The 14,815-nt window shown below is 62.6% G+C and carries 12 protein-coding genes and 1 riboswitch; of the genes, 9 read left to right on the forward strand and 3 right to left on the reverse strand.

Going from position 1 to position 14,815, the window contains the following annotated elements:
• Positions 1-42: 42 nt before the first annotated feature.
• Together EFQ99_RS14070 and EFQ99_RS14075 are read right to left on the reverse strand one after the other, a co-directional pair.
• On the reverse strand, positions 43-1,587 hold the full coding sequence (locus EFQ99_RS14070; RefSeq protein WP_126921631.1) for a M48 family metalloprotease: 1,545 nt from the start codon (positions 1,585-1,587) through the stop codon (positions 43-45).
• A 382-nt stretch (positions 1,588-1,969) separates the two neighbouring features.
• The gene (locus EFQ99_RS14075; protein ID WP_126921632.1) at positions 1,970-3,508 is read right to left on the reverse strand and encodes an MDR family MFS transporter; all 1,539 of its coding nucleotides are present in this window, start codon (positions 3,506-3,508) and stop codon (positions 1,970-1,972) included.
• Positions 3,509-3,623: 115 nt separating this feature from the next.
• Between EFQ99_RS14075 and EFQ99_RS14080 the strand changes: the two genes are divergently transcribed.
• From EFQ99_RS14080 to EFQ99_RS14095, 4 genes are all read left to right on the forward strand, one after another.
• Positions 3,624-4,151: a MarR family winged helix-turn-helix transcriptional regulator gene (locus EFQ99_RS14080; protein ID WP_126921633.1), complete on the forward strand. Its 528-nt coding sequence runs from the start codon at positions 3,624-3,626 to the stop codon at positions 4,149-4,151.
• A gap of 57 nt (positions 4,152-4,208) precedes the next feature.
• Positions 4,209-4,865, forward strand: coding sequence for a thiamine diphosphokinase (locus tag EFQ99_RS14085; protein ID WP_208722756.1), 657 nt, complete (start codon positions 4,209-4,211; stop codon positions 4,863-4,865).
• A 3-nt stretch (positions 4,866-4,868) separates the two neighbouring features.
• Positions 4,869-6,689: an ABC-F family ATP-binding cassette domain-containing protein gene (locus EFQ99_RS14090; protein ID WP_126921635.1), complete on the forward strand. Its 1,821-nt coding sequence runs from the start codon at positions 4,869-4,871 to the stop codon at positions 6,687-6,689.
• 114 nt (positions 6,690-6,803) lie between these two features.
• On the forward strand, positions 6,804-7,433 hold the full coding sequence (locus EFQ99_RS14095) for a hypothetical protein (protein ID WP_126921636.1): 630 nt from the start codon (positions 6,804-6,806) through the stop codon (positions 7,431-7,433).
• A gap of 9 nt (positions 7,434-7,442) precedes the next feature.
• Here the strand turns inward: EFQ99_RS14095 and EFQ99_RS14100 are convergent, their stop codons facing one another.
• Positions 7,443-9,296: an ABC transporter ATP-binding protein/permease gene (locus EFQ99_RS14100; RefSeq protein ID WP_126921637.1), complete on the reverse strand. Its 1,854-nt coding sequence runs from the start codon at positions 9,294-9,296 to the stop codon at positions 7,443-7,445.
• Positions 9,297-9,449: 153 nt separating this feature from the next.
• Positions 9,450-9,527, forward strand: a riboswitch (SAM riboswitch).
• A 49-nt stretch (positions 9,528-9,576) separates the two neighbouring features.
• Here EFQ99_RS14100 and metA point away from each other — a divergent pair.
• From metA to nagA, 5 genes are all read left to right on the forward strand, one after another.
• A complete protein-coding gene (gene metA / locus EFQ99_RS14105; protein WP_126921638.1) occupies positions 9,577-10,500 on the forward strand; it encodes a homoserine O-acetyltransferase MetA in 924 nt (307 codons plus the stop codon).
• A 118-nt stretch (positions 10,501-10,618) separates the two neighbouring features.
• Positions 10,619-11,641: an aldose epimerase family protein gene (locus tag EFQ99_RS14110; RefSeq protein WP_126921639.1), complete on the forward strand. Its 1,023-nt coding sequence runs from the start codon at positions 10,619-10,621 to the stop codon at positions 11,639-11,641.
• 216 nt (positions 11,642-11,857) lie between these two features.
• Entirely contained in the window at positions 11,858-12,631 is a 774-nt protein-coding gene (locus EFQ99_RS14115; RefSeq protein WP_126921640.1) for a GntR family transcriptional regulator, read from the forward strand.
• A complete protein-coding gene (locus tag EFQ99_RS14120; RefSeq protein ID WP_126921641.1) occupies positions 12,628-13,659 on the forward strand; it encodes an SIS domain-containing protein in 1,032 nt (343 codons plus the stop codon). Before EFQ99_RS14115 ends, EFQ99_RS14120 begins: the two co-directional genes overlap by 4 nt.
• Positions 13,659-14,810 carry an N-acetylglucosamine-6-phosphate deacetylase gene (gene nagA / locus EFQ99_RS14125; protein ID WP_126921642.1) on the forward strand — a complete coding sequence of 384 codons (1,152 nt, stop codon included), beginning with the start codon at positions 13,659-13,661 and terminating at the stop codon, positions 14,808-14,810. Before EFQ99_RS14120 ends, nagA begins: the two co-directional genes overlap by 1 nt.
• Positions 14,811-14,815: the final 5 nt, after the last annotated feature.

The following is a 14,815-nucleotide window of genomic DNA, read 5'->3' on the forward strand; positions in this document are numbered from 1 at the left end:
CCTCCAGCAGCACAAACTGGGCCCGGCGCAAGCCGGGCATTTTTATTCGGCGATGATCTTGACGCGGTCGCCTGTTGAAACGGCTGCACCCGTCGGCAGGGCGTTGATGAGCTTGAAGAGATCGAGCTTGCGGTCGGTGCCCATCATGCGGGCGGCGAGCGTCGAGATGTTCTCGCCCGGCCGGACAGTGACGACGCGGATGCGCAGCGGCTTCAGCGAGGCCGCTTCCGCAGGCGTCATGCGCCGGAAGCTCGTGCGCAGGACATTGGCCGTCGGCTCGAGGGCGTCGCTGCCCTTCGGCACGGCGGTCAGGAATCGGAAGATCTGCGAATTGTTGCGGATCACGGTGACGTCGAAATCCCACCGGTCGGCGCTGGCGCGGGCGGTGACGGCCTCCATGCCGTTGATGGTGATCGGCTGGATGGTCGAGGGGTCGAGGCCGGTCACCCAGCCGCTGGAGATATAGTTGGTCAGGCTCTGGTTCTGATTGTCGGCGACGCCATCGAAGCGCACTGCGATGTCGTTCGGACCGGTCGCCATCACGGCTTCGACCTTGTTGTCGATCTTGAAGTCCGGCGGCACGTCGAAACGGATGCCAAGGCCGCCGTGCAGGAAGGTCTGGCCGCGCACATAGCCTTCCTCCGGGCTGTCGCCGTAGAGCAGGCCGTCTATCCCGTCGAGATAATAGTCGCGGCCCTTGTCGCCGACCGAGCCTTCCTGGCCGAAGGCGCGGGCGTGGGTGCGGGCAAGCTCGATGCGCTGGGCCGAGTTCGGATGGCTCGACAGGAAGTCGAGGCTCTGGTCGGCTTCCGGATCAACCGACATGAAGCGGCTGTAGGCCGCCATGGAATCGAGGAAACGGGCTGCCGAATAAGGGTCGTAGCCGGCTTCGCCGAGCATGCGCACGCCGATGACATCGGCCTGCAGCTCCTGCTGGCGGGAGAAGGCGGCAAGCCGGAGTTTGCCGCGGGCAAGCGCCTGTTTGCCGGCGATATCGCTGGAGAGGACCTCGGCAACGACGCGGCTGGCGATGACCTCAGCCTCTTCGCGCTTCTGCCGCTCGATGCCGTGATTTGCCGTCACATGGCCCATTTCGTGAGACAGCACGGCGGCGACTTCCGAAGCGTCGTTGGCAAGGGCGAGCAGGCCGCGGGTGACGTAGAGATAACCGCCCGGCAGCGCAAAGGCGTTGATCGCCGGCGAGTTCAGGATAGTAATGCGATAGGACTGGCTCGGATTTTCCGACACCGCCGTCAGCGCGCCGGCGATGCGGGCGACGAGTCGCTCAGTCTTGGCGTCCTTGTATTCGCCGCCATAGCTTGCCACGATGCGCGGATGCTCGCGGGCGCCCATTGCCGCGCGCGGGTCGTTCTTCTGTACCTCGTCGACGATCTGCGGATTGGAAGAGGGCGCCACGCTCGGCTGATAGGACTGATCGATCAGGGTCTGGCAACCATTCAGCGCGATTGCGGCAGCCGAAAGCAGCATCAGCCGACAAGCCCAGCGGCGCGGTGTAGAGATGGCATCACTGGAAAGCGCGGGCGATTTCCACGTCGTCATGCTGTCCAGTCTGGTTCTCCGCATCATGTCGCTATTTTGCCGGTTTGCTGCAGGTTCGAACCGACCGTCGCAAGGGGGATTCAACAGGCGCGCACCCCTGATCTCGCATTGCACAATCGGCCGATACAAGTCCTTGCTGTAGCTGATTTCCGCATCGGTTGCATAGCGAGACTCTGTTTAAATGTGGCGCAGTTGCATTTTGGCAAGCCTCTGCGATTGAAGCTTCCCTTCGCTCGGATGAAATTATGGCGAAAGTTCCGTCACAAAGCCCAGATTCTTCGGCGGCGGGGAAAAAGAACGGCTCGATTGAAACAACCGGCCCGACCGCGAGGGATCCGCGGGAAAATTGCAACTGATGATGGATATCTGATAAAACGAACGCTTCCTGATGAAGCGTTCTCAGTCCGGACTATTCCGCGGCTTCCGCCGCCGGCTTTTGCGCCATTTTCGTCTCGCCGGCGCGGGGCAACTGCACGGGCTTCAGCATGAAGGCAGCCGTCAGGCCGATCAGTGCAATGGCGCATGAGGTCATGAAAAGCGGCGAGAAGGCGGCGGCATAGATATCGGCGACGGCCTGGCGGCTCGCTTCGGGGAGCGACGCCATCATCTTCGGCGTCAGTTGCTCGATATCGGCGACGCCGGGAATGGAGACTCCGACCTTGCCGAGCCCGGAGGCGATGATCGCACCATAGATTGATATGGCGATCGAGGCGCCTCCCATGCGCGACAGCGTCACCGAACCGGTGGCTGCGCCGACGTCGCGGGCGGGTGCTGCGTTCTGCACGCCGATGACGGGAACCTGCTGGGCCAGTCCGATGCCGATGCCATGCAGCATCATGATCGCGCCGATGAAGGCAATCGGGGTTCCCGCATGGATCTGCGACATCAGCGCGAAGGCAACGGCGCTGCAGCTGAGGCTGGCGATGGCGAAGGGCTTGTAACGCCCCGTCTTCGAGATGATGCGGCCTGCCGAAAGCGACCCGCAGACGAGGCCGCCGGTCAGCAGAATGAAGAGAAGGCCGGCGGCGGACGGCGAAAGGCCGGTCGTGGTCTGCAGGAAGAGGGCGAGGTAGTTGACCATGCCGATGGCGATGCCGCCACCCATGACCGATATCACCAGCAGCAGGCTGAAGGTCGAATTGCGGAAGAGCTGCAGGGGAACGATCGGCTCCGGTGCGCGGCGCTCTGTGAATACCCAGGCGATAGCGCAGACGACGCCGAAGGCAACGATGCCGATACTCTGAGGGGAGATCAACGAGCCGAACAGTTCGCTGCTGTCGGTGGCAAGCACGATGCTGGTCGTCGTGAGTGCGAGCAGGAGGGCGCCGGCATAATCGATCTTGGGGCGGCGATGCGGTTTGCGATAGGGCAGCATGAAGGCAAGGCCGGTGAGCACGATGAAGCCGATCGGCACGTTGACCAGGAAGATCGACCGCCAGCCGAAGAGATCACTCATCGTGCCGCCGAGCACGGGCCCGATCGCGCCTGAGGCCATCAGCACGAGGCTGGAATAGCTTTGATAGCGCGCCCGCTCGCGCGGTTCGAACAGATCGGCGTTGACGGCGAAGATCGATACCATGATGCCTCCGCCGCCGAGGCCCTGCAGGACGCGGGCGGCAATCAACGTGTTCATCGAAACTGCAAGGCCGCAGACCGTGGATCCCACAGTGAAGATCGTGATCGCCGTCATCATCACATATTTGCGGCCGAAGAGATCGCCAAGCTTGCCGTAAAGCGGCATGACGGCGCTGAGCGACAGGAGATAGGCCGAACCGATCCAGCCGAAGCGCTCGAGATGGCCGAATTCCCCGACGATCGTCGGCAGCGCCGTGGAAACGATCTGATTGTCCAGCGTCGCCATGAACATGGCCGTCATCAGGAAGAAGAAGAGGATAAGCCGGCGACGAGGATCCGTCACGAGCGGCGCAGGCGCGAGTTGCATGTCCATGGGGGCGTCATTCCGGTTGGATAAGTTTTTATGTGCTATTGGCATATAATTGTCAATGGCACATGAATGACACCAGCATATTCAATTTCCGATCCCGCTCTGTTATGGTCTCGTCATGAATGAAACCATGATCAAAACCTCGTCCAAAAGCCCGGCCGATCCGGATGGCGAAAACGTGCCTCGCATTGGCCGGAGCATGACGCGCATGCGGCTGATGACCGGTCGACGGCTGATCGGACGGCTGGCGATCCAGAGTGCTGCGCCGGGTCTCGAGCTTTCACACCTCGACGTGCTCGACGCCGTGCGCAGGGCGCAGCCCGCCGGCGAGGTCACGGTCGGCATGATCGCGGAGATGCTGCGCATCGATCCGTCACGGGCAAGCCGGGTGGTGGCAGAGATGGTCGGGCGCAATGTGCTGCGCCGCGAGGCTTCGCAGGCCGATGCGCGGCGAATCGTCGTCGTCATCACGCCGGCCGGCCAGGATCTGCTGGCCGAGATCGTCGCCCAGAAGCTTGCGATCATCTCCGAGATCGTTTCCGACTGGCCTGAGGAGGATGTCGATCGCTTCGCAGCGCTTTTCGAGCGTTTCATCGGCGGCTACGAGGCCGCCTTCCTATCGCGCGACAAGGATACGCCGGGCTGAGGCAAGCCCTCTCGTTCGCCGGCCCTTCCCCTCGGCCCCCCGTTTGCGCTAAGGGCAATGCCCATGAGCCAATCCACCTTCACCATTCTGCTCGGCGGCGAACTCAGCCTCACGGAGCGCCTGCGCCATGCTATCGGCAGCAGCCGCTTCATCGCGGCCGATGGTGGGATGCGGCATGCATTGGCACTCGGCGTCACGCCGGAGCTCTGGGTCGGCGATTTCGATTCGACACCGGCCGATCTTGACAGCGCATTCCCGCACGTGCCGAAACGGCCCTATCCCGCAGCAAAGGCGGCAACAGACGGCGAAATCGCGGTGTCGGAGGCGATCGCGCGGGGCGCGCGGCGTCTGATCCTCGCCGGCGCGCTCGGCGGAGAACGCTCCGACCACGCCCTTCAGCATCTTCTGTCGGCCGTCAACCTGGCTGAAGAGGGTTTCGACGTGCTGCTGACCTCGGGCAAGGAAGAGGCTGTGCCGCTGCTTGCCGGCACGATCGAACTGGACCTTCCCAAGGGTAGCTTGTTTTCCGTGCCCGGATTTAGCGAATTGACGGGGCTTTCCATCGAGAATGCGCGTTATCCGCTGAAGGATTTCCATCTGCCTTTCGGCTCTTCGCGCACCATTTCCAACGTTGCGGAAGGCAAGGTTCGCTTTTCGCTCATCAGCGGCCGGGCGATCGTGCTCGCCCGGCCCTATGATCTTTCCGGAGTCTGATTTTTGGCCCCTCCCATTCTTAAACTCGACGATATCTTCCTGAGCTTCGGCGGCGCGCCGCTATTGGCGGGCGCTGCGCTGCAGATCGAGCCGGGTGACAAGATCTGTCTCGTCGGTCGCAACGGCTCGGGAAAATCGACGCTGCTGAAGATCGCTGCCGGCCTGGTCGAGGCGCAGTCCGGCGAGGTCTTCCGCCATCCCTCCTCGACGGTGCGTTATCTGGAGCAGGCGCCGGATTTTGCCGGCTTCGACACCGTGCAGGCCTATGCCGAGGCCGGGCTCGGGCCGGGCGACGATCCTTATCGCGTCACCTATCTGCTGTCGCATCTCGGGCTGACCGGCGAGGAGGATCCCAAAAATCTATCCGGCGGCGAATCGCGCCGGGCTGCCCTTGCCCGCGTTCTGGCGCCGGAGCCCGACATTCTGCTGCTCGACGAGCCGACAAACCATCTCGACCTGCCGACGATCGAATGGCTGGAAGGCGAGCTGCAGAAGACGCGAAGCGCCCTGGTGCTCATCTCGCACGACCGGCGTTTCCTCGAAAAGGTCTCGACGGCAACCGTCTGGCTCGACCGCGGTACTTCGCGACGGCTCGACCGTGGCTTTGCGCATTTCGAGGCCTGGCGCGACCAGGTGCTGGAGGCCGAGGAGCTGGAGCAGCATAAGCTCGGCAAGGCGATCGAGCGCGAGGAGCACTGGCTGCGCTACGGCGTGACCGCGCGGCGCAAGCGCAACATGCGCCGCCTCGGCGAGCTGCAGACGATGCGTTCGAACTATCGTGGCCATAAGGGGCCGCAAGGCACGGTGCAGGCGACGGCTTCGGACGCCCAGGAATCCGGCAAGCTGGTGATCGAGGCCGAGAAGATCACCAAGAGCTTCGGTGATCGTGCGATCGTCACGCCGTTCTCGATCCGTGTACATCGCGGCGACTGCATTGGTCTGGTCGGGCCGAACGGCGCCGGCAAGACGACGCTGCTGAAGATGCTGACGGGGCAACTTTCTCCCGACAGCGGTACTGTGAAGCTCGGCACCAATCTGGAGATCGCCACCCTCGACCAGAAGCGCGAGGATCTCGATCCCGAGGATACGCTTGCCAACTATCTGACGGACGGGCGCGGCGAAAACCTGCTCGTCAACGGCGAGCAGCGCCATGTCACCGGCTACATGAAGGAGTTCCTGTTCCAGCCGGAACAGGCACGCACGCCGATCAGGAGCCTCTCGGGCGGCGAGCGAGCCCGGCTGATGCTGGCGCGCATTCTCTCACGCCCCGCGAACCTTCTGATCCTCGATGAACCCACAAACGATCTCGATATCGAGACGCTCGACTTGCTGCAGGAAATCGTCGCCGGTTTTCCCGGCACCGTCGTCCTCGTCAGCCACGATCGTGATTTCCTCGACCGCACCGTGACCTCGACGATCGCGCCCGCCATGCCGGATGCGCCCGACGGCCGCTGGATCGAATATGCCGGCGGCTATTCGGACATGCTGGCGCAGCGCAAGGGCGCGCTCGAAGAGCGCAGAAAGGCCGAGAAGGCGGCGGAGAAGCCGAAGACCGGGGAAGCAGCGCCTTCCGCTGGAAGTTCGAAGAGCAAGCTGTCCTTCAAGCAGAAATTCGCGCTGGAGAACCTGCCGAAGGAGATGGCGAAGGCCGAAGCCGAGATCGCCAAACGCGAACAGGTTATGGCCGATCCCAATCTCTTTACGCGCGATCCCGCGGCCTTCAACCGGCTTGCCGCCGAAATGGAGAAATTTCGCGCCGGTCTGACGAAGATGGAAGAGGAGTGGCTGGAGCTCGAAATGCTGAGGGAAGAGCTGGAAGGCTGAGCTTTTCCTGGCGGCTCACTTTTCCTTGATTCGTCAGCCTGTCGCCGCGGGGCATAAGGTGCCGTCCGGCAGCCGGGGATATTGCCGATCGCAATGGCGACAAGGAAAAGTCAGATGTCTCGCAAGCCTCACTCTCGTTTTTTCACAGCACTTGCCGCCGGCAGCCTGGTCGCGCTCAGCCTATCGCAGGCCGCCCACCCGCAGGATGGCGAGCGCATTCGCATTCGCGGCGCGATCGAAAGCCTGAGTGGCGACACGCTCGTCGTCAAGACGCGCGAAGGCGGCGATGCGACGATCACGCTGAAAGTCGGCTGGAAGGTCGGCGGCATCAAACAAGCCTCTGTGGAGGATATCAAGCCCGGTGATTTCGTTGGTGTCGCTTCGCTTCCGAAGGGCACCGGCCCGGATGGGGCGATCGAGGTGCTGATCTTCCCGGCGTCGATGAAAGGGACGGGCGAAGGCAACCGCCCCTGGGACGCACAGCCGAACAGCCAGATGACCAATGCGACCGTCAGCAACGCGGTCAAATCCGTCGAGGGTCACACGATCACGCTGACCTACCAGGGCAAGGAAAAGACCATCACGATTGCCGACGCTACGCCGATCGTCACCTTGGCGCCCGCGACCAAGGACGATCTGAAGGCCGGCGCCGGCGTCATCGTCACCGGCGAGAAGGCGGCGGACGGCAGCATATCGGCCAGCCAAGTCGCCGTCGGCCTCGGGGGAATCACTCCGCCGATGTGATCGGCTGGCCTAGAGCGCTGGCGCTGGGACAGCGGCGGCGCCCGCACTGGCGCTGGCGCCGGTCTGGACGACAGCCGGTTGTTCCTGTGGCATTGACGGAAGCGCCTCCAGATGGAGGACGCGCGGCTGCAGCACCTCGAGATAGGCCTCGGAGCGACCGATATAGATCATGCCGGCTTCGGGGATAGAGGTCAGCAGTTTGGCCATGGTTTCCTGCCATTCCCGCTCCATACCTTCCAGCACTTCGTCGAAAATGATCCAGCGCGGGCGTGCCAGAAGCAGGCGGGCGAAGCCGATCGCCTTCTGTTGGTCGCTGTCGAGCAGCTTGTCCCAGCGGGCGCGGGTATCGAGCCTTGAGATCAGCGAATGAAGGCCGGCCTTTTCAAGGGCCGCCTCAACGGCGGCCTTCTCGTAGGCATCGGGGCTTTCGGGAAAGGCCAGCGCATCACGCAGCGTGCCGCCGGGAACATAGGCGATTTGTGGAACGAACAGCATGTCGTCGACCGGAGGCAGGCCAATCGTGCCGCTGCCGCACGGCCAGAGACCGGCCATCGCCTGGAAGAGAAGCTTGCGGTTGACGCTGTGATCGCCGTTGATCATGACCTTTTCGCCGGCCTTGATCACCACATTGGTTTCGTGCAGACGGAAACCGCCGCATTCCTCGATTTCTTCGCCGATCTTGGCGTTGATCACCAAATCCTTCAGCGTCAGCATGTCGGGCGCGGTATTTTCGTAAGTGATGCTGTCCTTGAGGTCGAAATCCTCGTCCATATCGAGCAGCGCCTGGCGGAAATCGGTGACGCGCATCAGCGTGGCGCGCCATTCGGCAATCGGACCGAAATTGGCGACATACCAGCGCAACGCCGTATTGACCTGGTTGAAGGCGCCGACGGACATCATCAGCTGGCCGAGGGTGAGGCCGCCGGAGAAATAGGCAGGCGCGGCGACGATGATCGGAATGACGATCACCAGCCAGCCGTAGCCGGCCGAGACCCAGGTGAGGTTGGTATTGGCCATGGCGAGGCGCTTGACGACCCTCAGCACCGAGCTGATGTCGGTATTGATGCGCCTGCGCTCGTTCTCTTCGCCGCGGGCGACGGTGATCGCCGGCATATTCTCGTTGGCATGCATCAGCGTGAAGCGAAGCTCGGCTTCCTTGGAGAATCGATCGGCATTGAGCTTGACCAGCTTGCGGCCGACGACCTGGCTCAGCACCGAGGCGGACGCGGCGTAGAAAATCGCCGCCCAGACCATATAGCCCGGAATGGAGAAGCTGTGGCCGCTGATGTGGAAGATGAAGCCGCTCGACAGTTCCCAGAGCACGCCGATGAAGCTCACCAGAAGGATGGTCGACTGCAGCAGGCCGAGAACGAGCCCTGTCGTGCTTTCGGCGAGGTTGCGGGAATCTTCGTGCAGGCGCTGGTCCGGATTGACGCCGATCAACCCGCTGGAGGCAAGCCGCAGCGCCCGCTTGCGCTTCAGCCACTGGTCGACGAGATCGCGCGACAGGCCTTCGCGCATGTAGAGCGCGGTCATCTGGTTCAGCCAGGCCTGCAACACGTTGAGCAATAGCAGCGTGCCGGCGATCATCGCGAAAATTTCGAGTTGGTGGAAGAATTCGCCGAGATCGCGACGCTCGAGTGAATCGTAGAAGGGGGCGTTCCATTCGTTGAGGATGACCTGGCCATAAGCCGTCACCAGGATGACGAGGATCAGCACGGTCGCCAGGAACAGCACCTTGCCACGCACAGCCGAATTCCAGAATGCTGAGAACATCACCCCGAGGCGATATGTCAGGCTGAAATCATACCCTACCCTATCCTGCCTCCGGATTCCCGGCCTCCCCTCGATCTTATCTGCCATCATGCTTTTCCAACACAGCCCATACTGCCATTATTAACATGGTGGCGTTACCCGTCTATCAACAGATTCTATCAGTCATTAAACTGTGATGATGCTTGCAGGGGCCGCGCCCGCATGCATTCGGCAGTTGATTCGCGGCCCGACAGGGGCTAATTAGAGCTCCGTGGTGATTTGGCCGGCCGGCTTGCAGCCACGTTAAAAAATTCGCTAAAGGGCCGCGTGCGGACCGGTAGCGATTTTTTGTCGCCGCCGGTTTTTTGTTTTTGATCGAGTGACCGCAATGCCCATCAAGATCCCCGATACGCTGCCCGCCTTCGAAACCCTCGTTCAGGAGGGCGTGCGGGTGCTGACCGAAACGATGGCGATCCGTCAGGATATAAGACCGTTGCAGATCGGGCTGCTCAATCTCATGCCGAACAAGATCAAGACCGAATTGCAGATGGCTCGCCTCGTCGGCGCCTCGCCGTTGCAGGTGGAGCTGTCGCTCATCCGCATCGGCGGCCACAAGGCGAAGAACACATCCGAGGATCATCTGCTTTCCTTCTACCAGACCTGGGAGGAGGTGAAGCACCGCAAATTCGACGGATTCATCATCACCGGGGCGCCGATCGAGCTTCTGCCCTATGAGGATGTCACCTATTGGGCGGAAATGCGGGAGATTCTCGACTGGACGGAAACGAACGTCCATTCGACGATGAATGTCTGCTGGGGCGCGATGGCGGCGATCTATCACTTCCACGGCGTTCCGAAATACGAGCTGAAGGAGAAGGCTTTCGGCGTCTACCGCCACCGGAACCTCAAGCCTTCGTCGATCTATTTGAACGGCTTTTCCGACAATTTCGAGGTGCCGGTGTCGCGCTGGACCGAGGTGCGACGCGCCGATATCGAGAAGTCCGAAAACCTGGAAATTCTGATGGAGTCCAGCGAGATGGGCGTCTGCCTCGTGCATGAGAAGAGAGGCCGGCGGCTCTACATGTTCAACCATGTCGAATATGATTCCACCTCGCTCTCCGACGAGTACTTCCGGGACGTCAATGCCGGCGTGCCGATCAAGATGCCGCATAATTACTTCCCGCATAACGATCCGGCGCTTGCGCCGCAGAACCGCTGGCGCAGCCATGCGCATCTGCTGTTCGGCAACTGGATCAACGAAATCTACCAGACGACGCCCTATGACGTCGAAGAGATCGGCACGGACCTCTGAGCGGCGTTTCTTTGTGATCCGACCGGTTGCGGTTTGAAGCAAATGCGGGCAGGTTCCGCTCGGAACCCTACAGCGCCGCGCGTCCTGAAGAGGATGTGCCAAGAACGGACGATCGATCATGTCGGATAAGTTGAAGCGGGAAGTTTTCGGGCAGACGAAGGAAGGCGAGACCGTCTATCGCGTCGAGATCAAGGGTGGCGGGCTGACGGCCAAGATCATCAGCTGGGGCGCGGTCATCCAGGATCTGCGCCTTGCAGGACATGATGCGCCGCTGCAGCTCGGCTTCGAGGATTTCGACAGCTACCCCCTCCACTCAGCTTATTTCGGCGCGACGCCCGGCCGCTGCGCCAACCGCGTCGGCGGCGGCAGGTTTACGCTCGACGGTAAGGATTATCAGCTCGAGCCGAATGAAAACGGCGTCACGCACCTGCATGGCGGCAGCGACAATATCGCCAAGCGCAACTGGACGATCGTCGAACATGACGTCGACCGCCTGGTGATGAAGATCGTCGATCCCGACGGCCGCGCCGGCTATCCCGGCAATTGCACCATCCAGGCGACGTTCTGGGTGCATGGCAACGGCGAACTGTCGATTACCTATGAATCGACCAGCGACCAGCCGACGCTCGCCAATGTCTGCCAGCACGCCTATTTCAATCTCGACGGTCGCGAAGACGCTCTTGGTCACGACATCATGATCGCTGCGGATCACTATCTGCCGACCGACGAGAGGCAGGTGCCGACCGGCGAAATCCGTCCTGTCGGCGGCACGGAATTCGATTTCCGCGAGATGGCGCCGATGAAGCGTTTCGTCGGCAGCGAGCAGGCGCTCTACGATCATAATTTCTGCCTGTCCCCCGAACGTACCGCCAAGCGGAGCGTTGCGCTCGCCCGCAGCCTCTATTCCGGCGTGTCGCTGGAAGTGCGCAGCACCGAGCCGGGCGTGCAGTTCTATGCCGGCTTCAAGCTCAATACAGGGGCTCCCGGTCTCGGCGGGCGCAAATATGGCCCCTTCGCCGGCTTCTGCCTGGAGACTCAGGTCTGGCCCGATGCCATCAATCACCAAGGCTTTCCGAATGCCGTTCTGCGTCCCGGCGAGGTGTTGCGCCAGGAAACGGATTACATCTTCACCAAGAGCTGAGCCTCTAAAGCGCGCCGCGGTCTTTCAGGTTCGCTGCTCGCGCTTTAGGGTCGTTATCGCAAAACCGCCGCACACTTTTGTGCGACATGTTCTGAGACGCACGGCTGTCAAATTTCGCCGCTATGAACCCTCCCTGGTCCGCCGGGGAGGGTTTTTTCTTGTCTGCATTCGATTCTGACTTGCCGATTGGTTCTAGATAGGTTCTATTGTGTATCCATGGATAGAACCAGTCTGACAGTGGAACTGAACAGGCGCGGCCTGCGCGGCGAGGCGCTGGCCGGACCGCTCTACAAGCGGCTGGCGCAGGCGCTGACCAGCCTCATTCAGGAAGGCCTGCTGAAGCCCGGCGCGGCGCTGCCGGGTGAGCGCGACCTTGCCGAAGCTCTGCAGCTCGGCCGCGTCACAGTTCGCACCGCCTATCGGGATCTGATGGCATCGGGCGCACTGGAATCGCGCCACGGAAGCGGTACTTTCGTATCGACCAAGGTGGAGCGCATGGAACAGTCGCTCTGGCGGCTTTCCTCCTTCTCTGCAGACATGCGTTCGCGCGGGCGTCTGCCGGCCGCGCGGATATTGTCGCGGGAGGTCAACACCCCGTCGCCGGAGGAGTCCTTTCTGCTCGGTCTCGGCAGCGACGAGCCCGTGCTGAGGCTCGACCGGCTGCGTCTCGCCGACGGTTTGCCGCTGGCGATCGAGCGCGCTGTGGTGCCGGTCAAGTTCTTGGGCGACGATGCCGGCGGCGAGGGATCGCTCTACGATGCCCTGACGGCCAGCGGCCACAGGCCCGTGCGCGCATTGCAGCGGCTGACGGCCGTGACGCTCGATGCATCCTACGCTGCGATGCTGAACGTCAAATCGGGCGCGCCGGCGCTTCTGATCGAGCGTGTCTCGCGCCTGGAAGACCAGCGCGTCGTCGAATACACCCGCTCGCATTATCGCGGCGATGCCTATGATTTCGTTGCCGAATTGAGAATTGGAGATGACCTATGAGTGAGAACCAGTCGCTGATGCTGCAGGAAGCCGGCCAATCGCCGGAGGTGGTGGCCACACTTCTCGAGAGGGAAAAACCAGTCTTTGCCGAGATCGCCCGGCTGTTTTCGTCCGCTCGCCCGAGCGCGGTAACGACGGCGGCGCGCGGCTCCTCGGACCACGCCGCTACCTTCTTCAAGTATCTCTTCGAGATCACCTGCGGCGTTCCGGTCGCATCGGTCGGTCCGTCGATCGCTTCCGTCTACGGTGCTGCCCTGCATCTGAAGGGCGGCGTTCATTTCACCGTTTCTCAGTCGGGTGCCAGCCCTGACATCGTGGCGCTGCAGGAGGCGGCGAAGAAGGGTGGAGCAACGACGATCGCCGTCGTCAACGTCACCGACAGCCCGCTTGCGAAACAGGCAGACATCGTCCTCGGCCTCAATGCCGGCGCGGAAAAGAGTGTCGCGGCGACAAAATCCTTCATCGCCTCCGTTGCCGCCCTTTCCGGAGTGACCGCTGCGGTCGGCGGTGCGTCCGACCTGCAGGCGGCACTCGACAAGCTGCCGGAGGCGCTTTCGGCGACCGCCGGCATCGACACGGCGGCTGCCGAGGAGGTGCTCTTCCATGCGACCTCGCTCTATACGGCGGGTCGCGGCCCGGCCTTTGCGATCGCGCTCGAAGCAGCGCTGAAGGCCAAGGAAACCTCCGGCCTGCATGCCGAGGCCTTTTCGCTGGCGGAATTGATGCATGGTCCGATGCGGCTGGTGCAGCCGGGCTTCCCGATTGTCGCCTTTGCACCCGATGATGCCGCTTTCGCCAATAACGGCCAGGCGCTGGAGCGTCTGCAGAAGCTCGGCGCCACCACCGTCGGCTTTTCCACGCAGCCGCTCTCCGGCATCAATCTGCGCGTGCCGACGACGGGTAACGGCCTCGTCGACCCGCTGGTATCGCTGCTCGTCTATTACCGGCTGATCGAGTCGGTGACGCGCCGCAAGGGCTTCGATCCCGACAGGCCGGCGAACCTGCTCAAGGTGACGGAGACGGTCTGATGAAGCGCAAGATCTTCGTCGGCGCCCGCATCTTCGACGGCGAGCGCTTCCATGACGACAAGGCACTCGTCGTTGCCGACGGCCGTGTCGAAGCAATCATCGCGCGGAACGGTCTGCCGGACGGCGAGACGGTGACGCTTGAGGGCGGCGTCCTGTCAGCGGGCTTCATCGATGCGCAGGTCAATGGCGGCGGCGGCCGGATGCTGAACGACGAGCCTTCTGTGGCCTCGATGGACATCATCGCCGGCGGTCACCGGCCCTATGGCACGACCTCGCTGCTGCCGACGCTGATTACCGATACCGCAGAAGCATCCGCCGCTGCCATCGAGGCGGCGAAGGAAGCGGTCAAAGCGAACCGCGGCGTCGCCGGCCTGCATCTCGAAGGCCCGCATCTGGCGCCTGCCCGCAAGGGCGCGCATCTGGCCGAGCTGATGCGGCCAGTGGAGGACCGCGACGTCAAAGCCTTCATCCGGGCGCGCGAGGCGATCGGAACGCTGCTCGTCACCATGGCGGCCGAGCAGGTGACTGTCGCGCAGGTGCGCGAGCTTGCGGAAGCAGGCGTCACCATCAGCATCGGCCATTCCGATTGTTCGAGCGAAGCGGCCGAAGAACGTTTCGATGCCGGGGCACGGGGTGTCACGCATCTCTTCAACGCGATGAGCCAGCTGGGACACCGCGCGCCCGGCCTCGTCGGTGCGGCGATCGATCATCCCTCGACCTGGTGCGGCATCATCGCCGATGGCCATCATGTCGATCCGAAAGCCCTGCGCACGGCGCTGCGCGCCAAGCGCGGCGAAGGCAAGCTGTTCTTCGTCACCGATGCCATGTCGCTCGTCGGGTCGGAAAAGGATTCGTTCACGCTGAACGGGCGCACCGTCCGGCGCGAAAGGGGCGGCTTCTGCTCGAAGCTGGTATTGTCGGACGGCACGCTGGCCGGTTCCGACGTCGACATGGTCTCGACGATCCGTTACGGCGTCACCTATCTCGACCTGACGCTCGCCGAGGCCTTGCGCATGGCGACGCTCTATCCCGCGCGTTTCCTCGGGCTTGCCGACCGTGGCCAGCTCGCGCCGGGGTCGCGCGCCGATCTCGTCCATCTGACCGATGGGCTTACCGTCACCGCCACCTGGCTCGGCGGTGAGGCGGCCTGAAACCG

This window comes from Rhizobium vallis, from assembly GCF_003985155.1.
Classification (GTDB): domain Bacteria; phylum Pseudomonadota; class Alphaproteobacteria; order Rhizobiales; family Rhizobiaceae; genus Rhizobium; species Rhizobium vallis.